At 56.8% G+C, this 26,312-nt stretch carries 28 protein-coding genes and 1 riboswitch; of the genes, 21 read left to right on the forward strand and 7 right to left on the reverse strand.

The window, feature by feature from the left end; translation table 11 throughout:
* Window positions 1-19: 19 nt before the first annotated feature.
* Together U9M73_RS20495 and U9M73_RS20500 are read left to right on the forward strand one after the other, a co-directional pair.
* Window positions 20-640, forward strand: coding sequence for an HD-GYP domain-containing protein (locus tag U9M73_RS20495; RefSeq protein ID WP_009223987.1), 621 nt, complete (start codon window positions 20-22; stop codon window positions 638-640).
* Window positions 641-665: 25 nt separating this feature from the next.
* A complete protein-coding gene (locus tag U9M73_RS20500; protein ID WP_036644447.1) occupies window positions 666-1,001 on the forward strand; it encodes a hypothetical protein in 336 nt (111 codons plus the stop codon).
* Between the two features lie 19 nt (window positions 1,002-1,020).
* On the opposite strand, the gene U9M73_RS20505 is transcribed toward U9M73_RS20500, so the two are convergent.
* The 4 genes from U9M73_RS20505 to U9M73_RS20520 are packed head-to-tail and all read right to left on the reverse strand — an operon-like array spanning window position 1,021 to window position 4,021.
* Complete coding sequence (locus U9M73_RS20505) at window positions 1,021-1,836, reverse strand: ABC transporter ATP-binding protein (protein WP_009223989.1); 816 nt, start codon at window positions 1,834-1,836, stop codon at window positions 1,021-1,023.
* A gap of 29 nt (window positions 1,837-1,865) precedes the next feature.
* Window positions 1,866-2,636: an ABC transporter permease gene (locus U9M73_RS20510; RefSeq protein ID WP_323078899.1), complete on the reverse strand. Its 771-nt coding sequence runs from the start codon at window positions 2,634-2,636 to the stop codon at window positions 1,866-1,868.
* Window positions 2,633-2,926 (reverse strand): MTH1187 family thiamine-binding protein, encoded by a 294-nt coding sequence (locus tag U9M73_RS20515; RefSeq protein WP_009223991.1) that lies wholly within the window; start codon window positions 2,924-2,926, stop codon window positions 2,633-2,635. Before U9M73_RS20515 ends, U9M73_RS20510 begins: the two co-directional genes overlap by 4 nt.
* Window positions 2,927-2,983: 57 nt before the next feature.
* Complete coding sequence (locus tag U9M73_RS20520) at window positions 2,984-4,021, reverse strand: ABC transporter substrate-binding protein (RefSeq protein WP_323079178.1); 1,038 nt, start codon at window positions 4,019-4,021, stop codon at window positions 2,984-2,986.
* Window positions 4,022-4,206: 185 nt separating this feature from the next.
* Window positions 4,207-4,319: riboswitch (TPP riboswitch) on the reverse strand.
* 306 nt (window positions 4,320-4,625) lie between these two features.
* Here U9M73_RS20520 and U9M73_RS20525 point away from each other — a divergent pair.
* Entirely contained in the window at window positions 4,626-4,826 is a 201-nt protein-coding gene (locus tag U9M73_RS20525; RefSeq protein WP_009223993.1) for a cold-shock protein, read from the forward strand.
* Between the two features lie 172 nt (window positions 4,827-4,998).
* Window positions 4,999-5,220: a cold-shock protein gene (locus U9M73_RS20530; RefSeq protein ID WP_009223994.1), complete on the forward strand. Its 222-nt coding sequence runs from the start codon at window positions 4,999-5,001 to the stop codon at window positions 5,218-5,220.
* Window positions 5,221-5,410: 190 nt separating this feature from the next.
* On the opposite strand, the gene U9M73_RS20535 is transcribed toward U9M73_RS20530, so the two are convergent.
* Window positions 5,411-5,902: a CcdC family protein gene (locus U9M73_RS20535; RefSeq protein ID WP_009223995.1), complete on the reverse strand. Its 492-nt coding sequence runs from the start codon at window positions 5,900-5,902 to the stop codon at window positions 5,411-5,413.
* 151 nt (window positions 5,903-6,053) lie between these two features.
* Here U9M73_RS20535 and U9M73_RS20540 point away from each other — a divergent pair, with 151 nt between their 5' ends.
* The 5 genes from U9M73_RS20540 (at window position 6,054) to U9M73_RS20560 (ending at window position 11,726) form a co-directional block, all read left to right on the forward strand.
* A complete protein-coding gene (locus tag U9M73_RS20540; protein ID WP_323078906.1) occupies window positions 6,054-7,589 on the forward strand; it encodes a beta-propeller fold lactonase family protein in 1,536 nt (511 codons plus the stop codon).
* Between the two features lie 424 nt (window positions 7,590-8,013).
* Window positions 8,014-9,090 (forward strand): sulfate ABC transporter substrate-binding protein, encoded by a 1,077-nt coding sequence (locus U9M73_RS20545; protein WP_323078907.1) that lies wholly within the window; start codon window positions 8,014-8,016, stop codon window positions 9,088-9,090.
* 35 nt (window positions 9,091-9,125) lie between these two features.
* Window positions 9,126-9,956, forward strand: a complete 831-nt coding sequence (cysT, locus tag U9M73_RS20550) for a sulfate ABC transporter permease subunit CysT (protein WP_009223999.1) — start codon at window positions 9,126-9,128, stop codon at window positions 9,954-9,956.
* A gap of 125 nt (window positions 9,957-10,081) precedes the next feature.
* On the forward strand, window positions 10,082-10,942 hold the full coding sequence (gene cysW, locus U9M73_RS20555) for a sulfate ABC transporter permease subunit CysW (RefSeq protein WP_009224000.1): 861 nt from the start codon (window positions 10,082-10,084) through the stop codon (window positions 10,940-10,942).
* A gap of 559 nt (window positions 10,943-11,501) precedes the next feature.
* On the forward strand, window positions 11,502-11,726 hold the full coding sequence (locus tag U9M73_RS20560) for a YezD family protein (RefSeq protein ID WP_009224001.1): 225 nt from the start codon (window positions 11,502-11,504) through the stop codon (window positions 11,724-11,726).
* A 206-nt stretch (window positions 11,727-11,932) separates the two neighbouring features.
* On the opposite strand, the gene U9M73_RS20565 is transcribed toward U9M73_RS20560, so the two are convergent.
* Window positions 11,933-12,868 (reverse strand): hypothetical protein, encoded by a 936-nt coding sequence (locus U9M73_RS20565; RefSeq protein WP_323078909.1) that lies wholly within the window; start codon window positions 12,866-12,868, stop codon window positions 11,933-11,935.
* Window positions 12,869-13,002: 134 nt separating this feature from the next.
* Here U9M73_RS20565 and U9M73_RS20570 point away from each other — a divergent pair, with 134 nt between their 5' ends.
* From U9M73_RS20570 to U9M73_RS20620, 11 genes are all read left to right on the forward strand, one after another.
* Window positions 13,003-13,431 carry a GNAT family N-acetyltransferase gene (locus U9M73_RS20570; protein ID WP_009224003.1) on the forward strand — a complete coding sequence of 143 codons (429 nt, stop codon included), beginning with the start codon at window positions 13,003-13,005 and terminating at the stop codon, window positions 13,429-13,431.
* Window positions 13,432-13,529: 98 nt separating this feature from the next.
* Complete coding sequence (locus tag U9M73_RS20575) at window positions 13,530-14,336, forward strand: sulfite exporter TauE/SafE family protein (protein ID WP_407673987.1); 807 nt, start codon at window positions 13,530-13,532, stop codon at window positions 14,334-14,336.
* 1 nt (window position 14,337) lies between these two features.
* Window positions 14,338-14,715 (forward strand): DUF1634 domain-containing protein, encoded by a 378-nt coding sequence (locus tag U9M73_RS20580; RefSeq protein ID WP_016313680.1) that lies wholly within the window; start codon window positions 14,338-14,340, stop codon window positions 14,713-14,715.
* A gap of 144 nt (window positions 14,716-14,859) precedes the next feature.
* Window positions 14,860-15,528, forward strand: a complete 669-nt coding sequence (locus U9M73_RS20585; RefSeq protein WP_323078911.1) for an NAD(P)-dependent oxidoreductase — start codon at window positions 14,860-14,862, stop codon at window positions 15,526-15,528.
* A gap of 22 nt (window positions 15,529-15,550) precedes the next feature.
* Complete coding sequence (locus U9M73_RS20590) at window positions 15,551-17,188, forward strand: NAD(P)H-hydrate dehydratase (protein ID WP_260071373.1); 1,638 nt, start codon at window positions 15,551-15,553, stop codon at window positions 17,186-17,188.
* A 161-nt stretch (window positions 17,189-17,349) separates the two neighbouring features.
* A complete protein-coding gene (gene ssuE, locus U9M73_RS20595; protein WP_009224008.1) occupies window positions 17,350-17,889 on the forward strand; it encodes an NADPH-dependent FMN reductase in 540 nt (179 codons plus the stop codon).
* Between the two features lie 256 nt (window positions 17,890-18,145).
* On the forward strand, window positions 18,146-18,742 hold the full coding sequence (locus tag U9M73_RS20600; protein ID WP_036644450.1) for a P-loop nucleotide/nucleoside kinase family protein: 597 nt from the start codon (window positions 18,146-18,148) through the stop codon (window positions 18,740-18,742).
* Between the two features lie 192 nt (window positions 18,743-18,934).
* Window positions 18,935-20,707, forward strand: coding sequence for an ABC transporter ATP-binding protein (locus tag U9M73_RS20605; RefSeq protein WP_323078913.1), 1,773 nt, complete (start codon window positions 18,935-18,937; stop codon window positions 20,705-20,707).
* The gene (locus U9M73_RS20610; protein WP_323078914.1) at window positions 20,685-22,631 is read left to right on the forward strand and encodes an ABC transporter ATP-binding protein; all 1,947 of its coding nucleotides are present in this window, start codon (window positions 20,685-20,687) and stop codon (window positions 22,629-22,631) included. The genes U9M73_RS20605 and U9M73_RS20610 overlap by 23 nt, the downstream gene beginning before the upstream one ends.
* The gene (locus U9M73_RS20615; protein ID WP_009224012.1) at window positions 22,631-23,383 is read left to right on the forward strand and encodes an AAA family ATPase; all 753 of its coding nucleotides are present in this window, start codon (window positions 22,631-22,633) and stop codon (window positions 23,381-23,383) included. Before U9M73_RS20610 ends, U9M73_RS20615 begins: the two co-directional genes overlap by 1 nt.
* Window positions 23,384-23,545: 162 nt before the next feature.
* Complete coding sequence (locus tag U9M73_RS20620) at window positions 23,546-24,412, forward strand: SDR family oxidoreductase (protein ID WP_323078915.1); 867 nt, start codon at window positions 23,546-23,548, stop codon at window positions 24,410-24,412.
* Window positions 24,413-24,961: 549 nt separating this feature from the next.
* Here the strand turns inward: U9M73_RS20620 and U9M73_RS20625 are convergent.
* Window positions 24,962-25,267, reverse strand: coding sequence for a putative quinol monooxygenase (locus U9M73_RS20625; protein WP_323078916.1), 306 nt, complete (start codon window positions 25,265-25,267; stop codon window positions 24,962-24,964).
* 132 nt (window positions 25,268-25,399) lie between these two features.
* Here U9M73_RS20625 and U9M73_RS20630 point away from each other — a divergent pair, with 132 nt between their 5' ends.
* Window positions 25,400-26,296 carry a TIGR01777 family oxidoreductase gene (locus tag U9M73_RS20630; RefSeq protein ID WP_016313665.1) on the forward strand — a complete coding sequence of 299 codons (897 nt, stop codon included), beginning with the start codon at window positions 25,400-25,402 and terminating at the stop codon, window positions 26,294-26,296.
* Window positions 26,297-26,312 lie beyond the last annotated feature (16 nt).

Here is a 26,312-nt window from a genome sequence, read left to right on the forward strand (position 1 = left end):
TTTTTAGGGGGCAGAACGGTTGACTGTTTTTAATGAGTTCGTCGACGATTGGTACATGGACTATAGCCCGGAAGCCGTGAAGTGGTTTAACCTGCTTGTGCGCAAACATCCGGAAACCTATCACCATAGTATACGGGTTGCTATGCTGGCAGAGAAAATCGCCGAGCCGCTGAAGATCACCGGAGCTGAGAAGGACATGCTGGTCCGCGGGTGCTTTATGCATGATATCGGCAAAACGATGATCCCCCGCGCGATCATTGAGCAGCAGGAGCCGCTGACGGAGATACAGTGGAGGATCATTAAGCTGCATCCGGTCATCGGGGCAGAGCTGGTAGAAGCGGATCCTGCGTTTGGACCGGGCATTGCGGATATCGTCCGCTGGCATCATGAGCGTTGGGACGGGGCGGGGTACCCGGATGGGCTGAAGGGGAAGCAAATCCCCTATAAGGCGAGAATTTGCGCGGTGGTTGACGCCTTCGATTCGATGACATCGGACCGGCATTACCGGGAACGGAAGCTGACTATGGCTGAAGCCAAGCTGGAATTGCACCAACATCGTGAGACCCAATTCGATCCGGAAGTAGTGGATGCGTTAATGGAGCTTTCCGATGAAATGCTGAATATTTACTCCATTATGTAATCAGCGGATATCAGGGGGAATGGACATGGAAAAAAGGTCCTGGAGCCGTCCCGTTACTCCGGAGGAACTGGAGGAAGCCAACCGGATAGGGAGGACTTTGCTCTACCTGCGCGTGACCTTAATTCCCGATTGTACACAGAAGCTGGAGCGATTCCGGCTGATTGACATGAAGTTAAGCGCCTATGAGCAGGTGCTGGACCGGACGCCGAATCTCTCAGATCCGGCGGAACCTTTAGAATCCATCGAATCGGTGACCTGGCTGATCGCCTTTGCAGGGGAAGCCAAGCATCTGCAACGCTGGGTCGAACTGATGCTGGATGTGGATCAGGTGGAGGTTACTGAGGTTGCGATGGATTTCTAGCAGCAGGAGGAAGTCTGATTCAGACTCCTCCTGCTGCTGTTTTGCGTTGTTCCGCCGCCATCATGGCCGCAATCTCCCGTTTTAATCGCATAAAATCGGGATCCTCCGTCATTTCCTCGCGCCGCGGCCGGGGAAACGGCACCTGAATGGTATGCAGCACACGGGCTGGCCGGTTTGAAAATAAAACAATCGTGTCCGAGAGCATCAGTGCCTCCTCGATGCTGTGCGTAATCATCAGGACGGAGCGCTTATTCTCTTCCCAAATGTCCAGCAGCCAGCGCTGCATTTCGCTGCGCGTTAAGGCGTCCAGCGCACTAAACGGCTCGTCCAGGCACATCACTTCCTGGGGGGCGAGCAGGCCCCGCAGGAACGAAGCTCGCTGCTGCATGCCGCCGGATAACATATGGGGATAAGCCCGTTCAAACCCGCTTAACCCGGCTTTTTGGAGCCAGTGCTGGATGTCCGCACGGGAGCTCCGGCTTCCGGCCTCGGCGATTTCCTGCGCCAGCACGACGTTCTCCTCGATCGTCCGCCAAGGGAATAACGCCGGCTGCTGCGGCACGTAACTGATATGTCCGCGCTGGCCGGTGACTGGGCGTCCCTGAAGGAGCACTTCGCCTTGATCCGGCGCAGTCAGGCCGCCGATGACGTGAAACAGCGTGCTTTTGCCGCAGCCGGATGGGCCGATGATCGACACGAATTCGCCGGCCGGCACCCGCAGCGAAATGTCTTGAAGGACCGGGACCTCCCGGCGTCGGTCGCGGAACGTTTTATGGATCTGCCGGACCTCCAGCGCGGGGATGGCGTTATCTCTATGCGTTGATGCTTCGCTCATGAACCAAGCCTTCCTTTCCGTAAGCTGCCCTATCTCCGGTCGTTCGCCGGTTTATAGCGGACAAGCCATTTTTCCAACAAAGCGACGCAGGCGAACATCGCGAGGCTGATCGCCACGATGATGGCGATGGCGACAAAGATCTTATCCGTGCGGAACGACGCCTTCTGCAGCATCATATAGTAGCCGATGCCCTTGTCCGCGCCGATCCACTCGGCAATGACCGCCCCCATGACGCTGTACGTTGCGGCGATTTTCACCCCGGACATGATCGAAGGGATCGCGTAGGGCACCTCCAGCTTGCGGAAAATATCCGCCTTGGACGCACCGATCATTCGCATATAATCGAGCATCGCCCGATCCGTGCGGCTCAGTCCGTCCATGGCCGCCACGGCGACAGGGAAGAAGCAGACGAGCGTAATGACGATAATCTTCGGCAGGATGCCAAATCCAAACCAGATCATCAGCAGCGGCGCCAGCGCAATGGTTGGCACGTTTTGACTTAGGATGATCAGCGGATATAGCGACGCCTTCAGAAACGGGACATAATGCAGGACAAACGCCGTCAGCAAGCCTACGAGCGTCCCGATGGCAAAGCCGATAAACATCAGCCGCAGCGTCGCCGCCGTGTGTTCCCCTAAGCTGGCCGCACCGGCAGCCGCTTCACGACCGATATCCACCGGGCTGGGGAGAATCCACTTCTCGATGTGGAACCAGGCGGTAGCGCCCTGCCAGATCAGCAAAAACAAGATGACCGCCACGAGGGGCGGCCAGATGTTGTGCCAAAGGCTGCGGAGATTCATGGCCGATATTTTTCAATCAGCTTATCCATGCTGACGCCTTTGGGATTGTACGAAATTTTAATTTGCGAAATGATGCCCGTACTGCCGAACTCAATGACGGCTTCGTTCATTTTCTTCACGATGGCCAGCAGCTCGTCGAGATCCCCCTCCATGGTCGTCTCCAGGGGGTTCACCTGATATTTGACCCCGGATGCTTGAATCACTTCAATGGCCCGGTCTACATAGGGAATGACGTCTTCGCCGTTGGGTGTCTTCGGAATGATCTGAATGCTTAATAACGCGTTTGGCATGGGTGGGTTCATCCTTTCGAATAGGGATTTGGCATCATTGGGTTAAAGTATAGTAAATTATTCGCTTGGCAAAAACTCGTTGGTAAAAGCGGCATCTACGTCAAGCGGTTTTTCCAGCAGCTTGCGATCAAACATCCAATCGGAGTAGTTCTGCCACACTTCTTTCTTCTGCTCGCCCCAGCGCGGAGCATCGTCCTTGTATTTCGGGCTCAGCCATTTTTGACTGGCCACCACCAGGTCCTTGTCGAGCTCCGGTACGGCTTTCAACAGGATCTGCGCCGCTTCTTCCGGATGGTCGATCGCATAATTGTAACCTTTAGACACGGCCCGCATAAAAGCCTTTACCAGCTCGGGGTTGTCCTTGACCGTCTTCTCGTTTGTCACGAGTACCGGGGTGTAGTAGTCCAGCTTCTCGGAGAAATCCTTGACATACAGCATGTCGATCGGCTCGCCCCGCAGCTCGGCCTCAATGCCTGTCCAGGCGTAGAAAATCCAGGCAAAATCAATATCCCGCTTCACTGCCGTAAAATAATCGGCATCCCCGATATTAACGAATTTCACCTTGTTGACATCAGCGCCTTGCAGGTCCATGATCGATTGGATCACCGCTTGTTCCACCGGAGAGCCCCAGCCGCCGTAGGCTTTGCCTTCGAAGTCTTTAGGCGATTTAATATTCTTGTCTACGGGGGCAGCGAAGCCGGACGTATTGTGCTGAATGATCGCGGCAATCGAGACGAGCGGGACGCCTTGGATCCGGCTTTGAGTTACGTTCTCCTGCACGCTGACGCCAAACGGCACCTCTCCGGAGGCAACCATCGCCTCAGCACCGCCGGAACCGGGCAGGAGGATGTCCACATTCAGCCCTTCCTCGGCGAAATAGCCTTGATCCTTGGCGACGTAAAGCCCGGTGTGGTTCGTATTCGGGCTCCAGTCGAGCACGACTTTAACATCTTGCAGCTCTGTGTTAGAACCTTGATTTGGTGCGGCGGCTTCGGTATTTTGCCCGCTTGGGTTTCCGGCTTTCGCCTTCCCGGCGCTGTTCCCATTCGCTCCGCCGCAGGCGGACAATATCAGCAGCAAGCAACCGAGAAACATGGCCAGTGCGGTACGTACTTGAACTTTCACGACTTCTACTCTCCTTCGTTGGTGTAGATTTCCGCAGCTTGTTCTTGGTATAACCCTGGATGTGCGTCCTTAAGCGTAACTTCCAACTTCCGGATACAAAAAAACGTCCCGGATCCGGGACGCAATAGGCAATGGAAATGACATGTAAAATAAGTTCATCACCATGGTATGGCTCCCTACGCTGGCATTATCCAGATCAGGTTGAAGGGTCAGTATCTTGGAGGGATACACTCTCAGCCGGCCAATTCCAGCACCCCTGAACAATATGACTGCAGATTACATCTGTCATTATAGTTTTCGCCAACTGGATTTGTCCAGTCTTTCCGGACCAGCTTGCAAAAACCAGGGGATTTGCTTTTTATCTGGCAAAAGGATATAATGAGTTCAAATCATGGTTTTGAAAGAGGATATCATTCACGCATTGAAAAGGGTGTCACTTTATAAAACTGGAACTTTTTTCAATGTGTGAATTTTTTTTATACAAGTGGTGCATGTTCAATAAGGGTCAGCCTTTATTGAGCGACTTCTGTTAAAAAAATGAATCATGTTAATCTTGAAACAGGAGGTATTCCCCATGGAAACCGGAACAGTGAAATGGTTTAACGCTGAGAAAGGTTTTGGCTTCATCGAAGTGGAAGGCGGAAATGACGTATTCGTTCATTTCAGCGCAATCACCGGCGAAGGCTTCAAAACCCTCGACGAAGGCCAACGCGTACAATTCAACGTGGTTCAAGGCAACCGCGGCCCGCAAGCCGAGAACGTTGTAAAACTGTAAGTTAGTTAGGAACTGCTCTTAATGCGTGCTCGCATTAAGGGCAGTTTTTCTTCGCGAAGATCATTCATGAGGTTAATTTTTCAGAAGTCCGCTTCTGATGGTACATATAAAGCTGCAACAATTACATCGATTCACCTGGTTGGAACGTTCACCTTGAAGAGGAGGGGAATTTATGAACTACCGTAAAAAGACGTTAGAGGAAATTCCTGAGGAAAATACGCCGGTATGGACCTGCACTAGCGATGACTGCAACGGGTGGATGCGGGACAATTTCACCTTTGAATATAGCCCCGTATGTCCGCTCTGCTCGTCCGAGATGGTCATGGGGATGCGCATGCTCCCTCAACTGAGCAATCCAAGCTCCGATCAAAGATCGTCGTCCAAGAAGGCATAGGCGAAAGCTGCTGCCGGAATCGGAGAGCGCGGTGAGCAACAACAGCCGTATTCGCTTCATGCGAGTACGGCTGTTGTTGTATTCATCCGGGTGATAGATTGGAAAGTGATGTAAAAATAAAATCTCCATAAAAGGATTGCATCTATATAGAAAATTTAATATGTTTGAGGTGCTGCAACGGTTTCGTGAATCATGAGGAGGCGGTATTCCCGGTCATTGCCCGGTATTGCTTGAGCATATACAGCCGCCAGCGAATAATCATGCCGTAAGCGAGCAGGAAGAACAGCGCCGCGGTTTGCATGACGGAGACGTATTGTTCTACGGCCTCATGCAGCAAGAGACGGACGACAAGCAGTCCAATCAGGATAAAGATAAAGCTGCGGGAACGTTCCGCGTAAATTTCGCCGCCGATGTTCTCGAACTTGGTTGTCCGAATCAACGGATAGGAGAACAGGAGCCAACCGAAAGCGAAGGCGATTACGCCCCACAGGAGAGGAATGTGCGTTTCCGGCACAACAAACATGAAGAGGCCGGTTGTCATTCCTAGAGGAGGAATGATGATTTTCTTCACCGTGACAGGCCGACGACTGGCTTTCAGACGGATAAACAGAACAGCGACGGCCATGGCCATTGCACCAACGGTAAAGGCGGCTTGCATATAAGAGGGATTCATTAGGTTCATAGAGGTTCCCTTTCTGTAAGTATATAGTATGTATATATTGAGTATTTAGCGAAATGGAATAAAGTGACTAGCGAATAGCGATTCGCGAGAACATTATAACATACTCGTCTGCACTTGTTTCAAACTTGGTAAGGGAAGGGGAAGAAGGAAGATGAATAGCGAATTAACGGTCGCCGTCCATTGCTTGTTGTATTTAGATTCCAAGGAGGATCGCATGGCCAATAGCGAACAGATCGCCTGCAGCGTCGCGACCCATCCGGCCCGTGTACGTAAGGTGCTCAGCCTGCTTCGCCGCCACGACCTGGTGACGACGAAGGAAGGGGCCCGCGGCGGGTACTTGCTAAAGTGCGAGCTTTCGCAGGTTACTCTCGGCGATTTGTACCGCATCTTCGCTCAAGGATCGCTGCATCCCAACTGGTGTTCCGGCAGCGAACACTCTTCCTGTAATATCTCCTCGAACATCCCTGCCGTGATGAACCAGATCTACAGCGGGGCAGAGAAACAGGTGGAGATGTTTTTTGATCGGCTTCCGTTGTCTGAAGTGAAGCAGATGCTGGATGAATTTGAGAAAGAGAAGGAAGAGAAATCGGTGAGCAAGGAAGCTGGACCGAATTGGCACTTTTTTGTGGGTTCTTATGCTGATCGCGGGGAGCCAGGAATTTATCTCTGCGAGCTGCAGAGGGATACCGGCGAGATGCGGGTTATCCACGAGACTGCGGGCCTCACCAACCCTTCCTTTGTGACCTTCGATGCGAAGGGTATGCGATTGTATGCGGTAAGTGAACAGACCGAAGGGCAGGTTGCTGGATTTGCGGTTGATCCTAAGGATGGGAAGCTGACGATGTTGCACAGCGAACGGGCAACGCATGGGGCCGACCCGTGCCATCTGGCTTTGAAATGTGGGCGGGATCCGTTTTTGCTGGTCGCCAACTATTCCAGCGGGCATGTGAATGCCTTTGCACTGGAAGCGGATGGGTCGTTAGGAGAAATGACGGCCCTGATTTGCCATGAGGGAAGTAGTGTAAACCAGGAGCGCCAGGAATCGGCTCATGCTCACAGCATTGTGCCTAGCCATGATGGACGGTTCGCCTTCGTCTCTGACCTGGGAACCGACCAGATAGTGATCTATCGGTTGGAGTGCGGACGGCTAGTAAAGCACGGGGTAACCCATTTGCCGCCGGGGACAGGTCCACGGCATTTCGTGCTCCATCCGTCGGAACGGTTTGCTTACGGCATGAACGAGTTGAACAATACGATGACGGCATATACTTTCGATCCGGTGGAGGGGCGGCTTGAGGCGATCCAGCACGTCAGCTCCCTGCCGGATGATTTCCGCGGGGAAAACTATCCGGCCGATATTCACTTCTCGCCGGACGGACGTTACGTATACGGCTCCAACCGCGGACATGACAGCATTGTCCGTTTCCGCATCGATCGGCACACCGGTCGCCTCGAGGACCCGGAATGGACGAGTGTGGGGGGCAGCTGGCCGCGGAACTTCGCCGTCCTGGACGACTATGTGCTGGTGGCGAATCAGTACAGCGGCAATATCGTCGCCTTGCGGCGTGATCCCGAGAGCGGCAGTCTGACGCCTGCGGAGCATAGCTTGAGTATCAGCAAACCCTCCTGCATTGAACCGCTGCCGGCAGACTTTGCCGTGGGTAAGCAGCCGGCAGGTTCCATGTGAATCAGAAGCTTCATCTCATATCCAAGCGGACGAAGGATCCGATCCAGACACCCGAAGGCCTGCATTTTGCCGGTCTTCGGGTGTTTTGCATTGTCTGGAAGGGAGGTCCGCAACCCATGCCGCAGCCTGTACCGGCTATAAGGGAGGCTTATAAAAAAATTGATTTTTTTGCATAAAAAGGTTTGACATTTCTGGGCTGCCGCATATAAAATAACACCATAGCATACTAAACAGGTAGGAATAATTAAAAATGTTCTCACCGTACGGACGGAGGAACGCTCTACTTGCCTTGGCAGACACGGGTAGTGGCTCGGTTTGACCGTAGGGGGTGGGGCGTTTCTCCGTTTTCCGTTGTCAAGTGGTTGATACGGTGGATGCCTGCCCTGCCCTAGTAAAGCGAGAAAAGAGTATGGGGAGTGATACGATGAACAGAAGGTTGAAGCAAGGGGTTCTGATGAGTCTGGCATTGATATTGGTTGGGGTCCTGGCGGCTTGCTCGTCCAACACGAGCGGCGGCAACGATGCGGCCAGCGCGGCAGCCGGGAATTCCGGCGGCGGGGAGAAGCCCAAAGCGGTGGAATTGCTGAACGTATCCTACGACCCGACCCGGGAATTATACGAAAATTATAACAAAGCTTTTGCGGCATATTGGGAGAAAGAAAAAGGACAGAAGGTCACCATTAAACAGTCGCATGGCGGATCGGGCAAGCAAAGCCGGGCTGTCATTGACGGGTTGAAAGCCGATGTGGTTACCCTGGCGCTGGGATACGACATTGACGCCATTGCGGAAACCGGGCTGATCAATGAAGGCTGGCAGCAAAAGTTCGAGCATAACAGCTCGCCCTATACCTCCACGATCGTATTTCTGGTTCGTAAAGGCAATCCCAAAGACATCAAGGATTGGAACGATCTGATCAAGGATGGCGTTGAGGTGATCACGCCAAACCCGCAAACCTCTGGCGGGGCGCGGTGGAATTACCTGGCGGCATGGGGATATGCCCTGCATCAAAACAATAACGATGAAACTAAAGCACGGGAGTTCGTGCAAGAGCTGTTCAAGCATGTTCCGGTTCTCGACAGCGGGGCGCGCGGCGCTACTACGACGTTCGTAGAACGTGGACTCGGCGACGTGCTGCTGGCTTGGGAGAACGAGGCCTGGTTGTCCGTGCAGGAGCTGGGGCCGGATAAATTCGATATCGTCTATCCGTCGGAGAGCATACTGGCTGAACCGCCGGTTGCCGTGGTCGACAAAAACGTAGATGCCAACGGCACCCGCGAAGTCGCCGAGGCTTATTTGAAATACCTGTATTCGGAAGAAGGACAGAAGATCGCTGCGGAGAATTACTATCGCCCAACGCTCGACAGCGTCAAGGCGGAGTATGCCGACAAATTCCCGGAGATTAAGCTGTTTACGATTGAGGAATTTGGCGGCTGGGCAGAAGCCCAAACGAAGCATTTCAATGACGGCGGCATCTTTAACCAAATTTACGTACCGCAATAATACGAACCGACCGTAACGAATCGGAGGCGAAGAATATGCACAGTAGCACCGCAAAGCGCGGCGTTCTGCCCGGCTTCGGGCTGACGATGGGATTTAGCGTGCTGTACCTCAGCTTGATCGTGCTGATCCCGCTTTCCGCCTTGCTGCTGAATTCTACAGGACTAACCTGGGAGAAATTTTGGGATATCGCAACCGACCCGCGCGTGCTTGCTTCATACAGAGTGAGCTTTGTGACCGCGGCGGTGGCCGGATTGATCGATGCGGTGCTTGGGCTGCTGCTGGCCTGGGTGCTGGTCCGGTACGATTTTCCCGGCAAAAACATTTTTGATGCCATGATCGACCTTCCTTTTGCCCTTCCGACGGCGGTGGCCGGGGTTTCCCTCACCGCGATCTATTCGGCCAACGGCTGGATCGGTTCCTTGTTCGAACCGCTGGGGATTCGCATCGCGTTTACGCCGGCGGGCATCACGCTTGCGCTGATGTTTATCGGCATCCCGTTTGTTGTGCGCACCGTACAGCCAGTGCTGCAGGACCTGGATGCCGAAGTGGAGGAGGCGGCGGCCACGCTTGGCGCTAGCCGCTTCCGCACCTTCCGCCAAGTGGTGCTGCCGGAGCTGCTGCCCCCGATGTTAACGGGGTTTGCGCTCGCGTTTGCCCGCGGCATCGGCGAATACGGCTCCGTTGTCTTCATCTCCGGCAACATGCCGATGAAGACGGAGATCGCCCCGTTGCTCATCATGTCGAGGCTGGAGCAATTCGACTACGCCGGGGCGACGGCGGTTGCGCTGATGCTGCTGCTGATCTCGTTTGTGCTGCTGCTGCTCATCAACACGCTGCAGCGCCGGATTCGCAAGACCGCGCGGTAGGAGATTGAGAGCGCGGACTCACGATAACGAGTGTTGCCGATGGGGAGAGCTGACGATCACGAGATGCTATCTGCCCGGTGAGCATAGGCAAGCTCGGGAACGCCAATCGATAGGGAGGGAAGAGGATGGCCGGTTCTGTGCCATTAGCAGCAAGCAAGCCAACGGCTCCGCGGAAGCAGGCGGGGCAGGGTTCTGGCGTAATCAAGTGGGTGCTGATCACGGCGGCCGCACTGGTCCTGCTGTGGCTCATCGTGTTGCCGCTTGCCGTCGTCCTGACGGAGGCGCTCAAGAAAGGCTGGGACGTCTACGTAGCAGCCATCCGTGACCCGGATGCATTATCCGCACTGCGGCTGACGCTGCTCGTCGCTTTGATTACCGTCCCGCTGAATACCATCTTTGGAGTGGCTGCCGCCTGGGCCGTCACCAAATTTAAATTTCGCGGCAAGCAGGTGCTGGTCACGTTAATCGACTTGCCGTTTGCCGTATCGCCGGTGATCGGCGGTCTGATCTACGTGCTGGTCTATGGCTCGCACGGGTGGTTCGGACCGTGGCTGGAGGAGCATCATATCTCGATTATTTTTGCTCTGCCAGGCATCATCTTGGCGACGTTGTTCGTGACCTTCCCGTTTGTAGCCCGTGAGCTCATTCCGCTGATGGAGGACCAGGGGCAGCAGGAGGAGGAAGCTGCAATCACGCTGGGAGCGCGGGGCTTCCGGATCTTCTGGAAGGTCACGCTCCCGAACATCAAATGGGGTTTATTGTACGGAATTGTTCTTTGTAATGCGCGAGCGATGGGAGAATTCGGCGCTGTCTCCGTCGTCTCGGGCCACATCCGGGGAGAAACCAACACATTGCCGCTGCACGTGGAGATTTTGTATAACGAATACCAATTTTCCGCGTCCTTTGCGGTAGCCTCTCTCTTGCTTCTGCTGGCGCTTGTGACCCTGCTGCTCAAAGGCTGGTTCACTCGCCAAAGCCGCCATTAGAGAGGGCTGAGACCAGGGACAAGGGGTGCGCCAGTTGCGCAGGCTGGCCTTGGGAAGAGATGGAGCGGGGAAGCACGGGGAGAGCCTTCTGGGTGAAGCCGGGGATAGCTTCCGGGGTGTCGGTTCCGCGAAGGGTGAAGGCTGGCTTCTGTGCAAGCGCGAGCCGGATCCTGTGGGGCTCAGCATCTAACGGAACGTAAAGCCCTTATTGGCCTATTTCCCGGACATTTCCCGCTGTAACGGAACCAAGAGACCTTATTGGGCAGAAAAAGTAGAGAAAGAACAGAGATCGTCCGAAATAAGGTCTCCTCGTTTCGTTAGAATTGGAAACACCCGCGAAAAGCACAATTAGCGGCGCTAGGTTCCGTTAGAAGTGTGTGACGAACGTGGAAACATGCAGTCGTTTGAGCATGAGCTTGGCGTAGGGATGTTGCAAGTGGTCGGAAGGCTCGGCTGAATTCAAGATTGGGCGCTGACTGGGCTGTTTAGCGAAAGTGCCTGGGATCCAGCGAGAACTATTGATTTACCTATATACCTAAATCAGGGGAGGGGTAGGGGGATGGCGAAACCATTGCAAGTTGATGAAATTTGGCTGGAACGGATTGCGGAGCTGCTGGGCGGCATGGAATTCGGTTCATTGAACATCGTTGTCCATGAAGGCCAAATCGTGCAAATGGAACGTACGGAGCGCAGACGTTACGAGTTGAACCCGGGCAATGCCTCCAGGGCTACCGGAGCTTCCCGTCATACGGCCAAACCTTTGCGTGAATCTAGACAGCGTTAAGCGGCTGCCAGGCTCCACAAGAACCAGAACCAGAACGAGCACAAAGACTGAATCCAAAATGGAGAACGAGGAGCAACACGAAAACAACAAGCCGAATAACATCGAAAACATCATCCAAGGCAAAAAACAACCCCGATTCCGGGCAGTCAGGCAGAAGGCCTGTCCGCCTCAAGGAATCGGGGTTGTTTGCGTTTCAGATTTTTTTCTTATTGCGTCGTTTCGCCTTCGTCGCCCTTATGGCTTAGCGCTTGCACGGCTTCGGAGGAGACGGCGTCTGAAGCCTTGGGTGTCATCGGCAGCGGATCATGGCCAACGTACGGACGCGCCCTCCGCGGTTTGCGGCTGTTGAGGCGGAAACCGCCGAGAAACAGCAGCAGCTGTGCCCCGAGTAGATATGGGGCAAGCCAAGAACCGGCCCAATGTCCTACGGCCAGCACGGCGATCAAGGCCGCTAGCAGCCGGGCCGGTACCGCGTTAACGTGCCGGTTCCGCCCGCCCATCACGGCCAAGGAAAGCATGAGCAGCGCAAACCAGGTCGAGGCCAGTTGCATCCAGTCGAGCGCCAATTCCCGCGCGCTTTCGCTTCCCGCACCGCTGGAGAGGCTTGTGTCCAGCAGGTGCCACAACCAGAGCAGTGAGATAAAGAAGGCGGCGGCGAGCACTCCCGGCAAAACGGGCCGAAAAATGCGCCATAGCCAGCTTCCCCAGCCAGGGCCTTCCATTTGGCGGAGCAGCTTGTCCCGTTCGGCGATCAGCGTCTCGCTTTCCCGCTCGATGGTTCTCAGCAGCAGAGGCAGGCGAGAGGCGTCATCATCCTCGGTAAACGCGGAGATTTGCGCGAGCACATTTTCGCTGACATAAGGCGCGGCCCGGCAAGCCAGCAGCTTGTCCCGCAGGGCGCTGGGGTCCGGGAGCGTTGACGAAGATGATTCCGTTGCAGACATCAACGACCCCGCAGCTGCCGCATAGCGTTCCAAGGTCGAGTTAATGTAATCCAGCCGGATTCGCTCGTCCCGAATGAGTTTGTTGCGCGATACGACATAAAGTGCAAGGAACGCAGACAATGCCAGAAAGGCAGCCAGCGCGGCATGATCAGGGCTCTGTAGCCAAGAAACCCATTCCGACAGTGACACGGCGATCACCCTTTCCATATTCCTCCTTTCACTATTGCACAGGTGCCGTTCGGATTCAAGCTTGAGTCAGGAGTTTTGTAAATATGATATACTTGAAAATTGGTGAAAACTTACACAAAAAAACGGCAGGCGGAGGGAACGGCATGAATGAACAACAATCGGGGGCCGATGTGAAGATCAGATACGAAGCGCCCGAAGTTACGGATTACCTGAGGCTTCGTGAACTAGCGGGAATGAGTCCGCGCAGCGCAGAAGGAGCAGAGATTGGCCTAAGCAACTCCATCTTCGCCGTCTCGTTGTACGATGATGCGGGATTAGCGGGGATGGGAAGAGTCGTGGGAGATGGAGGCTGCTTTTTGCAGGTGGTGGACATCGCTGTGCGCCCGGATCTTCAGGGAAAGGGCTTAGGCACATTGATCATGAGCGAAATTATGGGGTTCCTGGAGCAACATGCGCCGCCTTTAACTTATGTCAGCCTGATCGCGGATGTGCCGGCAGACAAGTTGTACCGGCGATTCGGCTTCGAATATACCGCTCCTGGCGGACTGGGGATGTATTGGAGACAACGATAGCGTGAGCAAGGGGAAGGCTTGCAGCAAGTGAAGCCCTCCGGTGAGTAAAGGGCAAAGGAGATGCCATCGGATTGACTACGACAGTAATTGAAATTTTTATGATCGCGATTCTGGCGGGGATCGTGGGCTCGATTCTCGGATTGGGCGGCGGAATTATCGTGACCCCTGCGCTGACGCTGCTGTTTGGCGTGGACATCAACCATGCCATCGGGGCGAGCATCATTTCCGTCATCGCCACTTCAAGCGGATCGGCGGTGGCGTACATTCGCGACCGGATCACCAATTTGCGGGTCGGCATGTTTCTGGAGATCGCCACGACGGTCGGGGCGATTACCGGAGCATTTATCGGGGCGTTGATTGCCCCGCGGTTTTTGTATATTATTTTTGCCTTACTGCTGCTCTACTCGGCCTATGCCATGATCAAAAAAAGCAAACAAGAGGTTCCGGAAAACGTTCCGCTGCATCCGGTGGCCGAAAAGCTGGGGCTGCAAGGGGAGTATTACGACAAGGCGCTGGGCAAGACCGTCGCCTATAACGTAGACCGCGTGTACGAAGGCTTTGGAGTCATGTACGGTGCGGGCGTCATTTCCGGGCTATTGGGCATTGGCAGCGGGAGTTTTAAGGTGATGGCGATGGACGTGTTTATGAGAATGCCGCTGAAAGTGTCGAGTGCCACCAGCAATTTTATGATGGGCGTTACGGCGGCGGCCAGTGCGGGGATCTATTTGCTCCGCGGGGACATAATTCCGGTGATTTCGGCTCCCGTTGCCCTGGGCGTTTTGATCGGAGCCACCGTCGGTTCACGCCTGATGCAGCGCATGAAGAGTAAAACGATCCGCAAGCTGTTTATCCCGGTCATGGTGTACGTGGCGTTTCAAATGATCTATCAAGGATGGAGGGGCTGACATGGGCGACCATAACGAGACAACGCAAAATCGCACCTTTGAGATTGAGACGGCCATCAGCAAAATGCTCCGGGTTGGCGTGATCCTCGCTGCCGCTGTGATCGTAATTGGGCTCATCCAGTTTTTGGTCACGGGCGACAGCGGATACCCGGGGGATACGTACCCTACCAGCTTTGGCGCGATCATGTCCGGCTTACTGGCCTTGAAGTCGGTTGCGGTCATCCAGACCGGTTTGCTGCTGCTCATTTTGACACCGGTATTTCGGGTGTTCGTCTCGCTCTTTTTGTTCTGGGCGGAGAAGGACTACCGGTACGTAGTTATTACTGCCATTGTGTTTATCATCTTGATCCTGAGCTTCGCTTTGGGGAAGGCGGGCTAAGGGAATCAGCGGGAATCTGGGGCTTTCTGACCGCGCGGCGGGGGAAGCCCTTTTGTTTTTGGACTTGCGGGGGCAGGATGATTATAATGTAAGCAGCAAAACTTGGGAATCGCATCCAACAGCGAAGAAAGGGCGTACCGATAGATGAAGATCGTATTATTTGGCGCAACGGGCATGATTGGAAAAAGAATCGCGGTGGAGGCGCTGCAACGCGGACATGAAGTGACGGCAGTGGTCAGAGATCCGGCGCGGGCGGCCGAAACGGGGGTGACTGATCTCGTTCCGACGGATTCCAAAAGGGCCGGGCATTTGATCCTGAAGGAAGGGGATATTTTGGTCCCCGATTCCATCGCCCGGCTGGTTCAAGGACAAGACCTTGTGATCAGCGCGTATGGGCCGCGCTTGGGGGAGGAGGACGAGCTCCTGGAAGCCACGCGTTCGCTGATTGAAGGCGTAAAGCGCGGCGGTGTCCGCCGTCTGATCGCTGTGGGCGGAGCAGGCGGCTTGGAAGTTGCTCCAGGTGTGCGGCTCATGGACACGCCCGAGTTTCCGGAGGAGGTGCGGCCGTTGGCCCGGGCCCATGAAGAAGCGCTGAACCTCTACCGGGCGTCGGACCTGGAGTGGACGGTGTTAAGTCCGCCGGCGCTCATCGAGCCCGGGAAGCGCACAGGGATGTTCCGCTTAGGGTTAGACCGTCTGGTCGCCGACGAACGGGATCACAGCCGGATTACGGCGGAGGATTACGCAGCAGCCCTCCTGGACGAAGCGGAGGACCCGTATTATATCGGCACCCGTTTTACCGTAGGGTACTAGGTTAGATGGGGGAGGAGAACCAGTGAAATTCGTGACATCCGAGCAAATGCGTGCCGTCGACCGCTATGCGATTGAGCAGATCGGCATTCCGGCGGTCGCGTTAATGGAGAACGCCGGGCGGGCGATTGCCGAGGAGGTGCTGCTTTTTTGCCGGCAACGGCGGGAAGGGCGGCTGCCGGAGCGCCCCGAGGAGACGATCCGCGAGCGTCCAGCTGGTGCGGACAGCTTGGACCGGGATCTGGGCAGCCCGCCAGCGTGGCCGGAAGAGCATTGGCTGATTCTCATCGGCAAGGGAAATAACGGTGGCGACGGCCTGGTGTGCGCCCGCCATTTGGTGGATGCGGGCGTTCGGGTGAGCCTGTTGTACGCCGAGGAGCCGGAGCGACTCGGCGGCGAAGCTGCGCTGCAGCATGCGATCGCTGCAGCGCTGGGGCTGCCGGGCGAGGTGTACACGCCCGGCGCGGTGGCGGCGGCCCGATCCCGTGGGGTGACGGGGATCGTGGACGCCTTACTGGGCACCGGGGCGAAAGGAGCGCCCCGGGGGGCCTACGCCTCCCTGATTCGGGAGGCGAATGAGAGCCGGCTGCCGATCGTGGCAGCCGACATCCCCAGCGGGCTGGATGCCGATACCGGCGCGGTACACGACCCGTGCATAGAGGCCCGGATCACCGTCTGTCTCGCCTTCTTGAAGGCGGGGCTGACGCAGTATCCGGGCGCGAAGGCGGCGGGGGACGTGATCGTCCGCTATATCGGCATTCCCCGCGCGCTTCCGCCGGGGATGGCGGAAGCCGGGGTGCTGCTCACCGAGGAGTCGCTGCGCGGCGAGCTCGGGGTGGACCCGGGGCGGCGGCGCGAGGCCGACGGCCACAAGGGCACGTACGGGCACGTGCTGCTGGCGGCGGGCAGCCTCACGATGAGCGGCGCCGGCTTGCTGGCCGCCAAAGCCGCGCTCCGCGCCGGCAGCGGCCTCGTCACGTGGGCGCTGCCGGAGGCGCTGCTGCCGCAGGTGCTCGGGGCCGTGCCCGAGCTGATGCTGGCGCCGGCCGGCGGCGAAGCCGGCGCCTGGAACGCCGCAGCGGCGTCCGAGCTGCTGCGGCTGCTGGAGGCGCGCGACGTGCTCGCCATCGGCCCGGGGCTGGGCCGCTTCCCGGGCGAGGACGGCTTCCTGCGCGCCGTCTGGGAGGGCGCCCCGCGTCCTCTCGTCGTGGACGCGGACGCCCTGAACATCCTCGCCGCCGCGGGCGCGCCGGCGGCGTGGCCTCGCCGGGACGCGGCGGCGATCCTGACGCCGCATCCCGGCGAAATGGCCCGGCTGGCCGGCCTCTCCACGGCCGAGGTGCAGCGGGACCGCATCGGGCTGGCGCGGCGCTATGCGGTTCAGCACGGCGTAACGCTCGTGCTGAAAGGCGCGCGCACCGTGGTAGCGGCCCCGGACGGCCGCGTGTTCGTCAACGTCACCGGGCACCCCGGCATGGCGACCGGGGGCTCGGGGGACGTGTTGACCGGCCTGATCGCCGGGCTGCTCGCCCAGGGCCTGGACGCCGTGCAAGCGGCGGCGTTCGGCGTGTACCTCCACGGCCAGGCCGGCGAGCGCGCGGCCGCGGCCCGGAAGGGTAACCCGGCGTCGCTCATCGCCGGGGATATCATCGAGGCGCTGTAACCCGCTGCGCCTTTATGCCGCCCGCCGCCGGATTGCCCTTCGGCGGCGCGGTTTGCATTGACTTTTCAAGCAAATATTGATAGCATCGTTTTAAAATTTAGGCAAATGGCCGGGGTTCGCGAGAAAACGAACCTCCGTCGCAGATAAGGGGAGAATCCGATATGAAAGTGACGATTATTAACGGCAGTCCAACACCAGGCTCCCGGCTAGGGGCCGTCATTGCGTTGACGGAGGAATTGCTGCGCGGTGAGGGCTTCGAAGTCAGCCATGTGAACGTGGTGGAGCTGCCGCCGGAGGATTTGATCCATACGAAATTTGAAAGTGAAGCGATCGTCAAAGCGAATGCGCTGGTCGCCGCGGCGGACGCGGTGGTTGTCGCCAGCCCCGTCTATCAGGCGTCGTATACCGGCGTGCTGAAGACGTTCCTTGATCTCGTGCCGCAAAAAGGCCTGGCCGGCAAAGTCGTGCTGCCGCTCTTTATTGGAGGCAGTCTGGCGCATCTGCTGACGATCGATTATGCGCTGAAGCCGGTTTTGTCCGCGTTGGGCGCACGTTATATTTTGGGCGGTGTGTATACGGTGGACGCCCAGGTAGCACGCACCGAATCCGGCGGCTTCGATATTGCCGGGGAGCTGCGCACCCGGCTGGAGGAGAACGTGAAGGAGCTCGCCCGGGAAACGCGCCTGCGCCAACAGTCTTAAGCCAAACCAAAAGAATCACGGCAACACATGTTTGGATTGCGGAGAATCCAATATCGCCGGCACCGGGAAGCTTCCTGGGGCCGGTTTTTTTGAGATTTTTGATGGGAATTGCCGTCCCGCTATTCATGGATCGAAGGGATCTCGAAGAAAACGGCTTTCTTCTGGCCGCAGCCAACGACGCAAACGGACAAAACATGTTACAATAGGACAAAAGGTATATCTGCTCGCAATTGTCGAAGGGGGATTTTTGGACATCATGTTGAAATTGGTCTTTTTCGTAGGAGTCGCTGGAACGGGGAAAACGACGGTGGCTCGCAAGCTGGCAAGACGGATGCCGGCGGCTTTTTTGGATCGGGATACGGTGGGCGGCCGCTGTGTCGAGAAGATTCTGGCGATGAACGGTCTGGACGTGAACGACCGGGATTCCGATTTTTACAAGCAGCACCTGCGTGACCTGGAATACGATACGACGCGGGACATCTGCATCGAAAATTTGGCGGCCGGCCAAAACGTATTTATGATTTCCCCGTTCACGGCGGAACTGAAGAACAAAGACTGGATCGAAACGCTGCTTCAAGAGGCGGGTCTCACCAAGAAGGAAGTGGACGTGAAGGTGGTTGTCGTGACGCTCAAGGACATGGAAACCCAAAAGGAACGGATTATCGAGCGCTGTACGGACCGCGATACGTGGAAGCTGGAGCATTGGGACGATTTTAAGCACCGCGTGCAATTCGTGCCGGAGATTAATTGGGACATCCCGTCTTCATCGATTCTTGTGTTCGACAACAGCGGCGAACTGACGGAGGAGAAAGTGGACGGCATTTACCAATTTATTGTTGGGGAACAAAATTAAGCTAAAGGCATACATCATGCCCTTCCTGAGATCCGGTTGATTCCGGACAGGAAGGGCTTTTTTGCTATAGCGTGTTGTACGCTTGTTTTCCGCTGGAAAAATACACAAGCCCTCCCAACTGATTTATAATAAAACAACATAGTTCACCAAATTGGCGATTCTTACGGAATCACCCGCACTGGAGGTATCAGGATGTCCGTCATGACCGCTATTTTCAAAAAATACCGCATCGCCGCCATCTCCGCGATAGTGATGCTGCTGATTGAGCTGGCAGTGGAGCTGGTTCAACCGCTGATCATCTCGCGGATCATCGACCACGGGATTCGGCAGCACGCAGTGTCCGTCGCCTGGATTTGGGGCGGGGTGCTGATGGGAAGCGCGTTGGCGGCATTTCTCGCCGGGATCGCCAGTTCCTTTTTCGCCTCGCATGTGAGCCAAGGCTTCGGGTACGATCTGCGCGACAAGCTGTACGAGAAGGTGCAGTCTTTTTCGTACGAGGTGTTTAACCGATTTGCTGCTTCGTCGTTGATCACCCGGCTGACCGGGGATATTACGGTGTTGCAGGACGTGATCTTCATGTGCCTGCGCTTTGCGTCACGGGTGCCGCTGATTGTTGTCGGGAGTGTGGTGATGGCGCTGGTCGTGCATGTGAAGCTGGGGCTGCTGCTGACGTTGACCGTTCCCGTCTTGCTGGCGTTCGTCCTGTGGATGATCCGTAAAGCGTCCGCTTTATTTCGTACGGTGCAGCGGCGAACGGATAATGTGAACGGCCTGATCCAGGAAAATTTGACCGGCATGCGGCTGATCCGCGTGTTCGTCCGGATGTCGCACGAGATTGGGCGCTTTGAGCAGCGCAACCGCGAGCTGCGGGAGGGCACGGTCGCCGCTTTGAAGCTGACGGAGACGACAATGCCGTTCCTGCTGTTTATCATGAACGCCGGGATCATCGCGGTGCTGTGGTTTGGCCGAATCGAGATTGCGGACGGGGGCGCCAGCGTTGGTGAAGTCGTCGCCGTGATCAACTATTCGCTGCGTACGATTGGCGCGTTGTCCGCGTTGTCCTGGATCATGAGCTCCTTGTCGCGGGGAGCGGCATCCGCCGGTCGGGTGCGCGAGGTGCTGGAGGAGAGCGATCCGGTAGGCGAACGGGAAAGCCGCGCAGGAGGGGCAAGCGGTGCAGATGCGGAAGGAGAGGCGGCGCCGATCCAAGGCCGCATTGAATTTCTCGAGGTCTCGTTCCGCTACCCGGGTCGCGATGTGATGGCGCTGGAGCGGATTTCGTTTACGGCGGAGCCGGGACAGCGAATCGCCATCCTGGGGGCCACCGGCTCAGGGAAATCATCGCTTGTCCAGTTGATTCCAGGCATGTATGAGCCCACGGAAGGTACGATCCTCATCGATGGAACGGACATTCGCGAGTTGGATCGGAAACGGCTGCGCCGTTCCATCGGTTATGTGCCGCAGGAAGTGATGTTATTCTCTGGTACGATCCGGGAAAATATCGCCTGGGGGCGCGAGGACGCTACGCTGGAGCAAATCCAGACTGCAGCCCGGCAGGCGCAGATCCATGACACGATCGAGCGGCAGCCGCAGGGTTATGAGACGCGGCTTGGGCAACGCGGCGTGAATCTGTCCGGCGGACAGAAGCAGCGCCTGTCGATCGCCCGGGCCTTGGTCCGCCGCCCAGCCATCCTCATCCTAGACGACAGCACGAGCGCGCTGGACGTCCGAACGGAGGCGGCCTTGTTGAAGGAGATCTCGCGCTTGTCCTGCACGACGCTGCTGGTGACGCAGAAGATCAGCTCCACAATGACGGCGGATCTGATCCTGCTCCTGGATGACGGGCGGTTGATCGCCAGCGGCAAACACGAGGAATTGCTGCAGCATTCGGAATTATACCGGCGGATTTGCGAATCCCAGCTAGGAAAGGAGGCGGAAGCTCATGCCGTTCAAGACCTTCACTGAACCGTTCCGGCATCCGTACCCGAAGCTGGATCCACTATCACAGGTTGCACAGCAGGGCGGAGGCTCCCGGCAGGATCCAACTCCTGCGGCGACTGCGCCTCGCCGGCCCGGCCATGGCGGTGGACCCGGCAGCGTACGGCCCAAACTGCGAGCGAAGAATTGGTCCGGCACGCTAAGCCGAATTTGGAGTTATCTATCTGCTCACAAAGCCCGGCTGGCCGCGGTCCTGCTGATGGTTGTATTCAGCTCAGGATTAGCGTTGTTGGGTCCTTATCTGGTTGGGGTGGCAATCGATGAGTACTTAGAGGCCGGCAGCGGCCGGCCGTGGGTGCTGTTTCTCATCGGACTAACGCTGGTCTTTGCAGGGTCGTCGCTCACCTCCTGGTTACAAAATATCTGGATGATCACCATTGCCCAGGAGACGGTGTACCGCATGCGTTCCGAGCTGTTCGCCCAGCTGCACCGGCTGCCGATTCCGTACTTCGGCAAGCGCCAACAGGGCGAGATTATGAGCCGGTTGACCAATGATATGGACAACGTCAGCTCAACGCTAAACAGCTCGGCGATCCAAATTTTCTCCAGCGTGCTGACGCTGGTCGGAACGCTGACGGTCATGCTGTACCTCAGCCCGCTGTTGACGCTGCTGACGTTCCTCGTCGTGCCGCTGATGATGGCCGGGATGCGTTGGATCACGAAGCGGACGGGGCCGCTGTACAAGCGGCGCCAGCAGGATCTCGGCAACCTGAACGGCTACATCGAGGAGACGTTGTCGGGGCAGCGGATCATCAAGGCGTTCTCACAAGAGCAGCGGGTGCTGCAAGGCTTCCGCGAGCGTAACGGTGCGATCCGCAGCTCCAGCTTCTGGGCGCAGACGATTTCCGGCTTCATTCCAAAGCTGATGAACGGGCTGAACAACCTTAGCTTTGCGATCGTGGCAGGGATCGGCGGGGTACTGGCCGTGCGCGGGAGCGCCGGAGTGACGGTTGGGGTGATCGTTGTGTTCGTTGAGTATGCGCGGCAATTTACCCGACCGCTGAACGACCTCGCGAACCAGTGGAACACGCTGCTGTCGGCGATCGCCGGTGCGGAGCGGGTGTTTGAGGTGCTGGATGAGGAGATCGAAGCCAGTGATGAACAAGGGGCCGTGGAGCTGTCGTCCGTTCGGGGCGAGGTGGTCTTTTCCAATGTGTACTTCTCCTATGAAGAAAATAAAAACGAGGGCGGCGATACGCTGGAGGGAATCAGCTTTACCGCGAATCCGGGCGAGACGATCGCTTTGGTCGGGCCGACGGGGGCCGGCAAAACGACGCTGATCCAGCTGCTCTCGCGCTTCTACGAACCGTCCCGGGGGACGATCACGGTCGACGGACGCGATATCCGCACGATCCGGCGCGACAGCCTGCGATCGCAGATGGCGTTTGTGCTGCAGGATTCGTTCCTGTTCCAGGGCACGATCCGCGAGAATATCCGCTTTGGCCGTCTCGATGCGACCGATGCGGAGGTGGAGGAGGCCGCCGAGCTGGCGAATGCGCATTCCTTCATCGTGCGGATGCCGGGCGGCTACGACAAGGTGCTTGGCGCAGACGGCGGCGGCATCAGCCAAGGGCAACGGCAGCTGCTGGCCATCGCGCGGGCGATTTTGGCGGATCCTTCGATCCTTGTGCTGGACGAGGCGACCAGCAGCATCGATACCGTAACGGAGATCAAAATCCAAGAGGGCCTGCAACGCCTGATGCAAGGAAGAACCAGCTTCGTGATTGCTCACCGTTTGAATACCATTCGTCAGGCTGACAAGATTCTGGTCCTGAAGGAAGGCCGTTTGATCGAGCAGGGCTCGCATGAAGAGTTGCTGCGGCGTCGCGGATTCTATTACAGCTTGTACCACGGCGGCTTGGACGCAGAACAAGAGGAGGGCGACGCCTAATGGAGTGGAACGCCTATCTGCGGCGGATCATGTTGCAGCGGGACGAGGTGCCGACGTTTGACGACTATCCTTTCCATTTACCGGCGGTCTCGTCGCTGGGGCAGTTGGAGTTCCACCCGAAAGTCACGTACATCATCGGCGAAAACGGCATGGGCAAGTCCACGCTGCTGGAGGGCATCGCTGTTGCTCTGGGATTTAACCCGGAAGGCGGCACGATGAACTTCAGTTTCGCGACGGCTGAGACCCACTCTGATCTGCATCGGTATCTTCGAACCGTAAGGGGGCCGATGCGGCCGCGGGACGGCTTCTTTTTCCGGGCGGAGAGCTATTATAACTTGGCTTCGGAAATCGATCGGTTGGACCGGGAACACAGTTTTGGCCCACCTATACGCAACTCCTATGGCGGGAAATCGCTGCATGCGATGTCGCATGGCGAATCATTTTTCGCTGCGTTTATGAACCGCTTCAGCGGGTACGGTCTGTACATCTTGGACGAACCGGAGGCGGCGTTGTCTCCGTTCCGGCAGATGGCGATGTTGTCGCGGATCCATGAGTTGGTCGGACGTCGCTCCCAATTTATCATTTCCACGCATTCGCCCATCCTGATGGCCTATCCGGACAGTCTCATGTATCAGCTCACGCCGGACGGGATCAAGAAAACCACGCTGGAGGAGACCGACCATTATATCATCATGAAGGAGTTCGTCAATCGTCGGGAGGGTATGCTAAGGGAGCTGCTGCGAGAGGAGTAAGTAAAGGGTTATCGAGCAGCCGGCCGTTTCGTCTACCCATCCCGCGTTCCCGGCACCATTCATCATTTAAGATTTTTTTGACTTATCGATGGTGTGTAACTATAATAGTTACAGGTGAGAATGTAGACTTCATGGCAATCCATTTGATAGGAGGAGTCTTGGATGAAGATTTTGGTGACAGGGGCGACGGGGCAACTCGGCGCCAAGGTGGTTGAAGCGCTGCTGGCTTCGGTGCCAGCAGAACAGCTGGCAGTGAGCGTACGCGATCCCCAGAAAGCTAGTGCGTTAAGCGAGCGCGGCGTGGACGTGCGACAGGGGGATTTTGATGATCCGGCTTCGCTGGACACGGCTTTTGCCGGTGTGGAACGGCTGCTTATCGTATCCACGCAGGGTGACAACGATACGCGGACTCGCCAGCACTTGGCGGCTGTCGCGGCGGCAGAACGTGCAGGCGTTAAGTTCATCGCCTATACGAGTGTGGTGAATGCTGCAGCGAACCCGTTGGCGTTAGCTCCCGTCCATAAAGCGACCGAGGAAGCGATTGCGAAAACGGGCATTCCGTACGCCTTCTTACGGAACAACTGGTACATCGAAAATGAAACAGGGACGATCCAAGGCATTTTGGCAGGAGCCCCGCTTGTAACTTCCGCTGGAGACGGCAAAGTTGGCTGGGCGACGCGTGAGGATTACGCGCAAGCCGCAGCAACGGTGTTGGCTGGCAGCGGCCATGAGAACAAGATTTATGAGCTGTCGGGACCCGTGCTGACGCATGATGAACTGGCGAAAAAGATCGGTGAAGTTCTGGGCCGTGAAGTTCCCGTCCAGCATGTTGACGATGCGGCCTATGCGGAAACGATGCGCGGTGCGGGAGTGCCGGAACCGGTGGTTCCGTTCCTCGTCTCCATCCAAAGCGCGATTCGCGAAGGTGCGCTGGACGTTCCGAGCGGCGACCTGGAAGCTTTGCTGGGCCGGCCGGTAACTCCGGTCGTGGACGCCATTCGCGGCATCGTAAAAGAACTGCAAGCCTAATGACGAAAATCCCTGTTCCGGGAGTGGAACAGGGATTTTTTGCGTTCAGCGGCTTTCCCATTGGAGCTGACGCCGGCGGGTCAACTGCAAAAGTGCAGTTGATTTTCCGCGAAACCGGCTATTTTTAGCGGCTGAAATGTAAAAGTGCATTTCATTCAGGGTCAAATCCGTGGAAAGAGGAGTTTTTACCGGATTTAAGCTGCACTTTTACATTTGAACGCCCTAAATCGAGCCAAAATAACGAAAATGAACTGCACTTTTACATTCCACCTGCGACTAGCATGGGATTTGGCAATGCGATTATGCGAGTAAGCCACTCTGCGACTAGCAGGGTATGCGACATTGAGACACTTCGGCTATGTGAATATACGACTCAGCAACTATGCTACACTTCGGCTATGTGAATATACGACTCAGCAACTATGCGACTCTGCTACTAGCGGCCATGCCATTAAGCGAGTATGTGGCTTTGCATCTATGCGATTTTGCAACTCTGTGACTTTGCGAATATTCGACTTTGCGTCTATACAAAACTCTGCAACTCTACAGCTACTTAATGCCTTTCCCGCCCATCGGGCGGAGCGGAATCGACTCCACGCCGGCGATCAACGGCATGGCCCGCTGAATCATTGCCCGCGTGGCTTCATCTTGCAGTGAGGCGTCGTGGGCTTCCTTGCTGCTCCAGACCTCGGTGACCCACACGGTCTCGGGCTCCGTCTCCGAAACGTTTACCACATACAGCTCACAGTCCGGAACTGCCCCCGCACCCGCAGCGGCTTCCAACAAGATGTCGACCAACTGGTCGCGCGTCCCGGGTTGCGCCTTGAATTTGGCGTACATGCCGAACTTGTCCACCGGCCATCCTCCTCATCTTTAGTTAGAAGAATTATCTCCTACCCCTACTCGGTTTGCAACTCCCAGGCGGAATCCCCTCCTTACCCTCCATGATATAATTAAATAAAATATCAGGGCGAAGGAGTGGAACGCATGCCAAAAGTGGTATTGGCCGGGGGAACAGGGTTTGTCGGGCAGGCGTTTGCGCGGCGGTTTCAGGAACGGGGAGCGGACGTTAAGATCATTTCCAGACAAGCTCCGCATATCTCCTGGGAGGACCCAAACGCTATTGTGGAGGCGTTGGAAGGGGCGGACCTACTGCTTAATTTGGCTGGCCGGTCGGTGAATTGCCGCTATACGCCGGAGAACCGGCGCCAGATCTTGAATTCCCGGACGGAAACGACACGTCAGCTGGGGGAGTGCGTCCTGGCCTGCCATCGTCCGCCGGCATTATGGATGAACTCCAGTACGGCTACAATTTACCGGCATGCGGAAGATCGCCCGATGACGGAGCAGGGCGGGGAAATTGGCACCGGCTTTTCGGTCGACGTCGCGAAGGCGTGGGAGGAGGCTTTTTTTGCCTTTAATCTCCCGGCTACAAGGCAAATCGCCTTGCGGATCGCCATCGTGCTGGACGACGGCGGGGTGATGGCTCCCTTGCGGAACTTAGTGCGCTTTGGGCTGGGCGGAGCTCAAGGATCCGGCCGTCAGCAGTTTAGCTGGATCCATATGGAGGACCTGTTCCGAATCGTCCAGTTCCTGCAGGAGCACCCCGAGCTGGACGGCGTGTTTAACGCATCCGCTCCGAACCCGGTTACGAACCGGGAGCTGATGGCCAGCCTGCGCCGGACGATGGGCGTTCCGATCGGCTTGCCCGCTCCGCGCTGGCTATTGGAGCTGGGCGCACGCCTCATTCGCACGGAAACCGAGCTGGTGCTGAAGAGCCGCTGGGTGTTGCCGGAACGGCTGCAACGGGCGGGCTTCACCTTTCATTACGATACGTTGGATAAAGCCGTGGAGGAAATTGTAGGCCGGATGCGGTCAAGGTAGTCTGCAGGCCGCTGAA

This window comes from Paenibacillus phoenicis, assembly GCF_034718895.1.
Lineage (GTDB): Bacteria > Bacillota > Bacilli > Paenibacillales > Paenibacillaceae > Fontibacillus > Fontibacillus phoenicis.

Bases quoted from the DNA above. Each gene is read 5' to 3' on its own strand.
- U9M73_RS20500 (WP_036644447.1), top strand. From the start codon at position 666: ATGGAAAAAAGGTCCTGGAGCCGTCCCGTTACTCCGGAGGAACTGGAG.
- U9M73_RS20505 (WP_009223989.1), bottom strand. From the start codon at position 1,836: ATGAGCGAAGCATCAACGCATAGAGATAACGCCATCCCCGCGCTGGAG.
- U9M73_RS20510 (WP_323078899.1), bottom strand. From the start codon at position 2,636: ATGAATCTCCGCAGCCTTTGGCACAACATCTGGCCGCCCCTCGTGGCG.
- U9M73_RS20515 (WP_009223991.1), bottom strand. From the start codon at position 2,926: ATGCCAAACGCGTTATTAAGCATTCAGATCATTCCGAAGACACCCAAC.
- U9M73_RS20520 (WP_323079178.1), bottom strand. From the start codon at position 4,021: ATGTTTCTCGGTTGCTTGCTGCTGATATTGTCCGCCTGCGGCGGAGCG.
- U9M73_RS20525 (WP_009223993.1), top strand. From the start codon at position 4,626: ATGGAAACCGGAACAGTGAAATGGTTTAACGCTGAGAAAGGTTTTGGC.
- U9M73_RS20530 (WP_009223994.1), top strand. From the start codon at position 4,999: ATGAACTACCGTAAAAAGACGTTAGAGGAAATTCCTGAGGAAAATACG.
- U9M73_RS20535 (WP_009223995.1), bottom strand. From the start codon at position 5,902: ATGAACCTAATGAATCCCTCTTATATGCAAGCCGCCTTTACCGTTGGT.
- U9M73_RS20540 (WP_323078906.1), top strand. From the start codon at position 6,054: ATGAATAGCGAATTAACGGTCGCCGTCCATTGCTTGTTGTATTTAGAT.
- U9M73_RS20545 (WP_323078907.1), top strand. From the start codon at position 8,014: ATGAACAGAAGGTTGAAGCAAGGGGTTCTGATGAGTCTGGCATTGATA.
- cysT (WP_009223999.1), top strand. From the start codon at position 9,126: ATGCACAGTAGCACCGCAAAGCGCGGCGTTCTGCCCGGCTTCGGGCTG.
- cysW (WP_009224000.1), top strand. From the start codon at position 10,082: ATGGCCGGTTCTGTGCCATTAGCAGCAAGCAAGCCAACGGCTCCGCGG.
- U9M73_RS20560 (WP_009224001.1), top strand. From the start codon at position 11,502: ATGGCGAAACCATTGCAAGTTGATGAAATTTGGCTGGAACGGATTGCG.
- U9M73_RS20570 (WP_009224003.1), top strand. From the start codon at position 13,003: ATGAATGAACAACAATCGGGGGCCGATGTGAAGATCAGATACGAAGCG.
- U9M73_RS20575 (WP_407673987.1), top strand. From the start codon at position 13,530: ATGATCGCGATTCTGGCGGGGATCGTGGGCTCGATTCTCGGATTGGGC.
- U9M73_RS20580 (WP_016313680.1), top strand. From the start codon at position 14,338: ATGGGCGACCATAACGAGACAACGCAAAATCGCACCTTTGAGATTGAG.
- U9M73_RS20585 (WP_323078911.1), top strand. From the start codon at position 14,860: ATGAAGATCGTATTATTTGGCGCAACGGGCATGATTGGAAAAAGAATC.
- ssuE (WP_009224008.1), top strand. From the start codon at position 17,350: ATGAAAGTGACGATTATTAACGGCAGTCCAACACCAGGCTCCCGGCTA.
- U9M73_RS20600 (WP_036644450.1), top strand. From the start codon at position 18,146: ATGTTGAAATTGGTCTTTTTCGTAGGAGTCGCTGGAACGGGGAAAACG.
- U9M73_RS20605 (WP_323078913.1), top strand. From the start codon at position 18,935: ATGTCCGTCATGACCGCTATTTTCAAAAAATACCGCATCGCCGCCATC.
- U9M73_RS20610 (WP_323078914.1), top strand. From the start codon at position 20,685: ATGCCGTTCAAGACCTTCACTGAACCGTTCCGGCATCCGTACCCGAAG.
- U9M73_RS20615 (WP_009224012.1), top strand. From the start codon at position 22,631: ATGGAGTGGAACGCCTATCTGCGGCGGATCATGTTGCAGCGGGACGAG.
- U9M73_RS20620 (WP_323078915.1), top strand. From the start codon at position 23,546: ATGAAGATTTTGGTGACAGGGGCGACGGGGCAACTCGGCGCCAAGGTG.
- U9M73_RS20630 (WP_016313665.1), top strand. From the start codon at position 25,400: ATGCCAAAAGTGGTATTGGCCGGGGGAACAGGGTTTGTCGGGCAGGCG.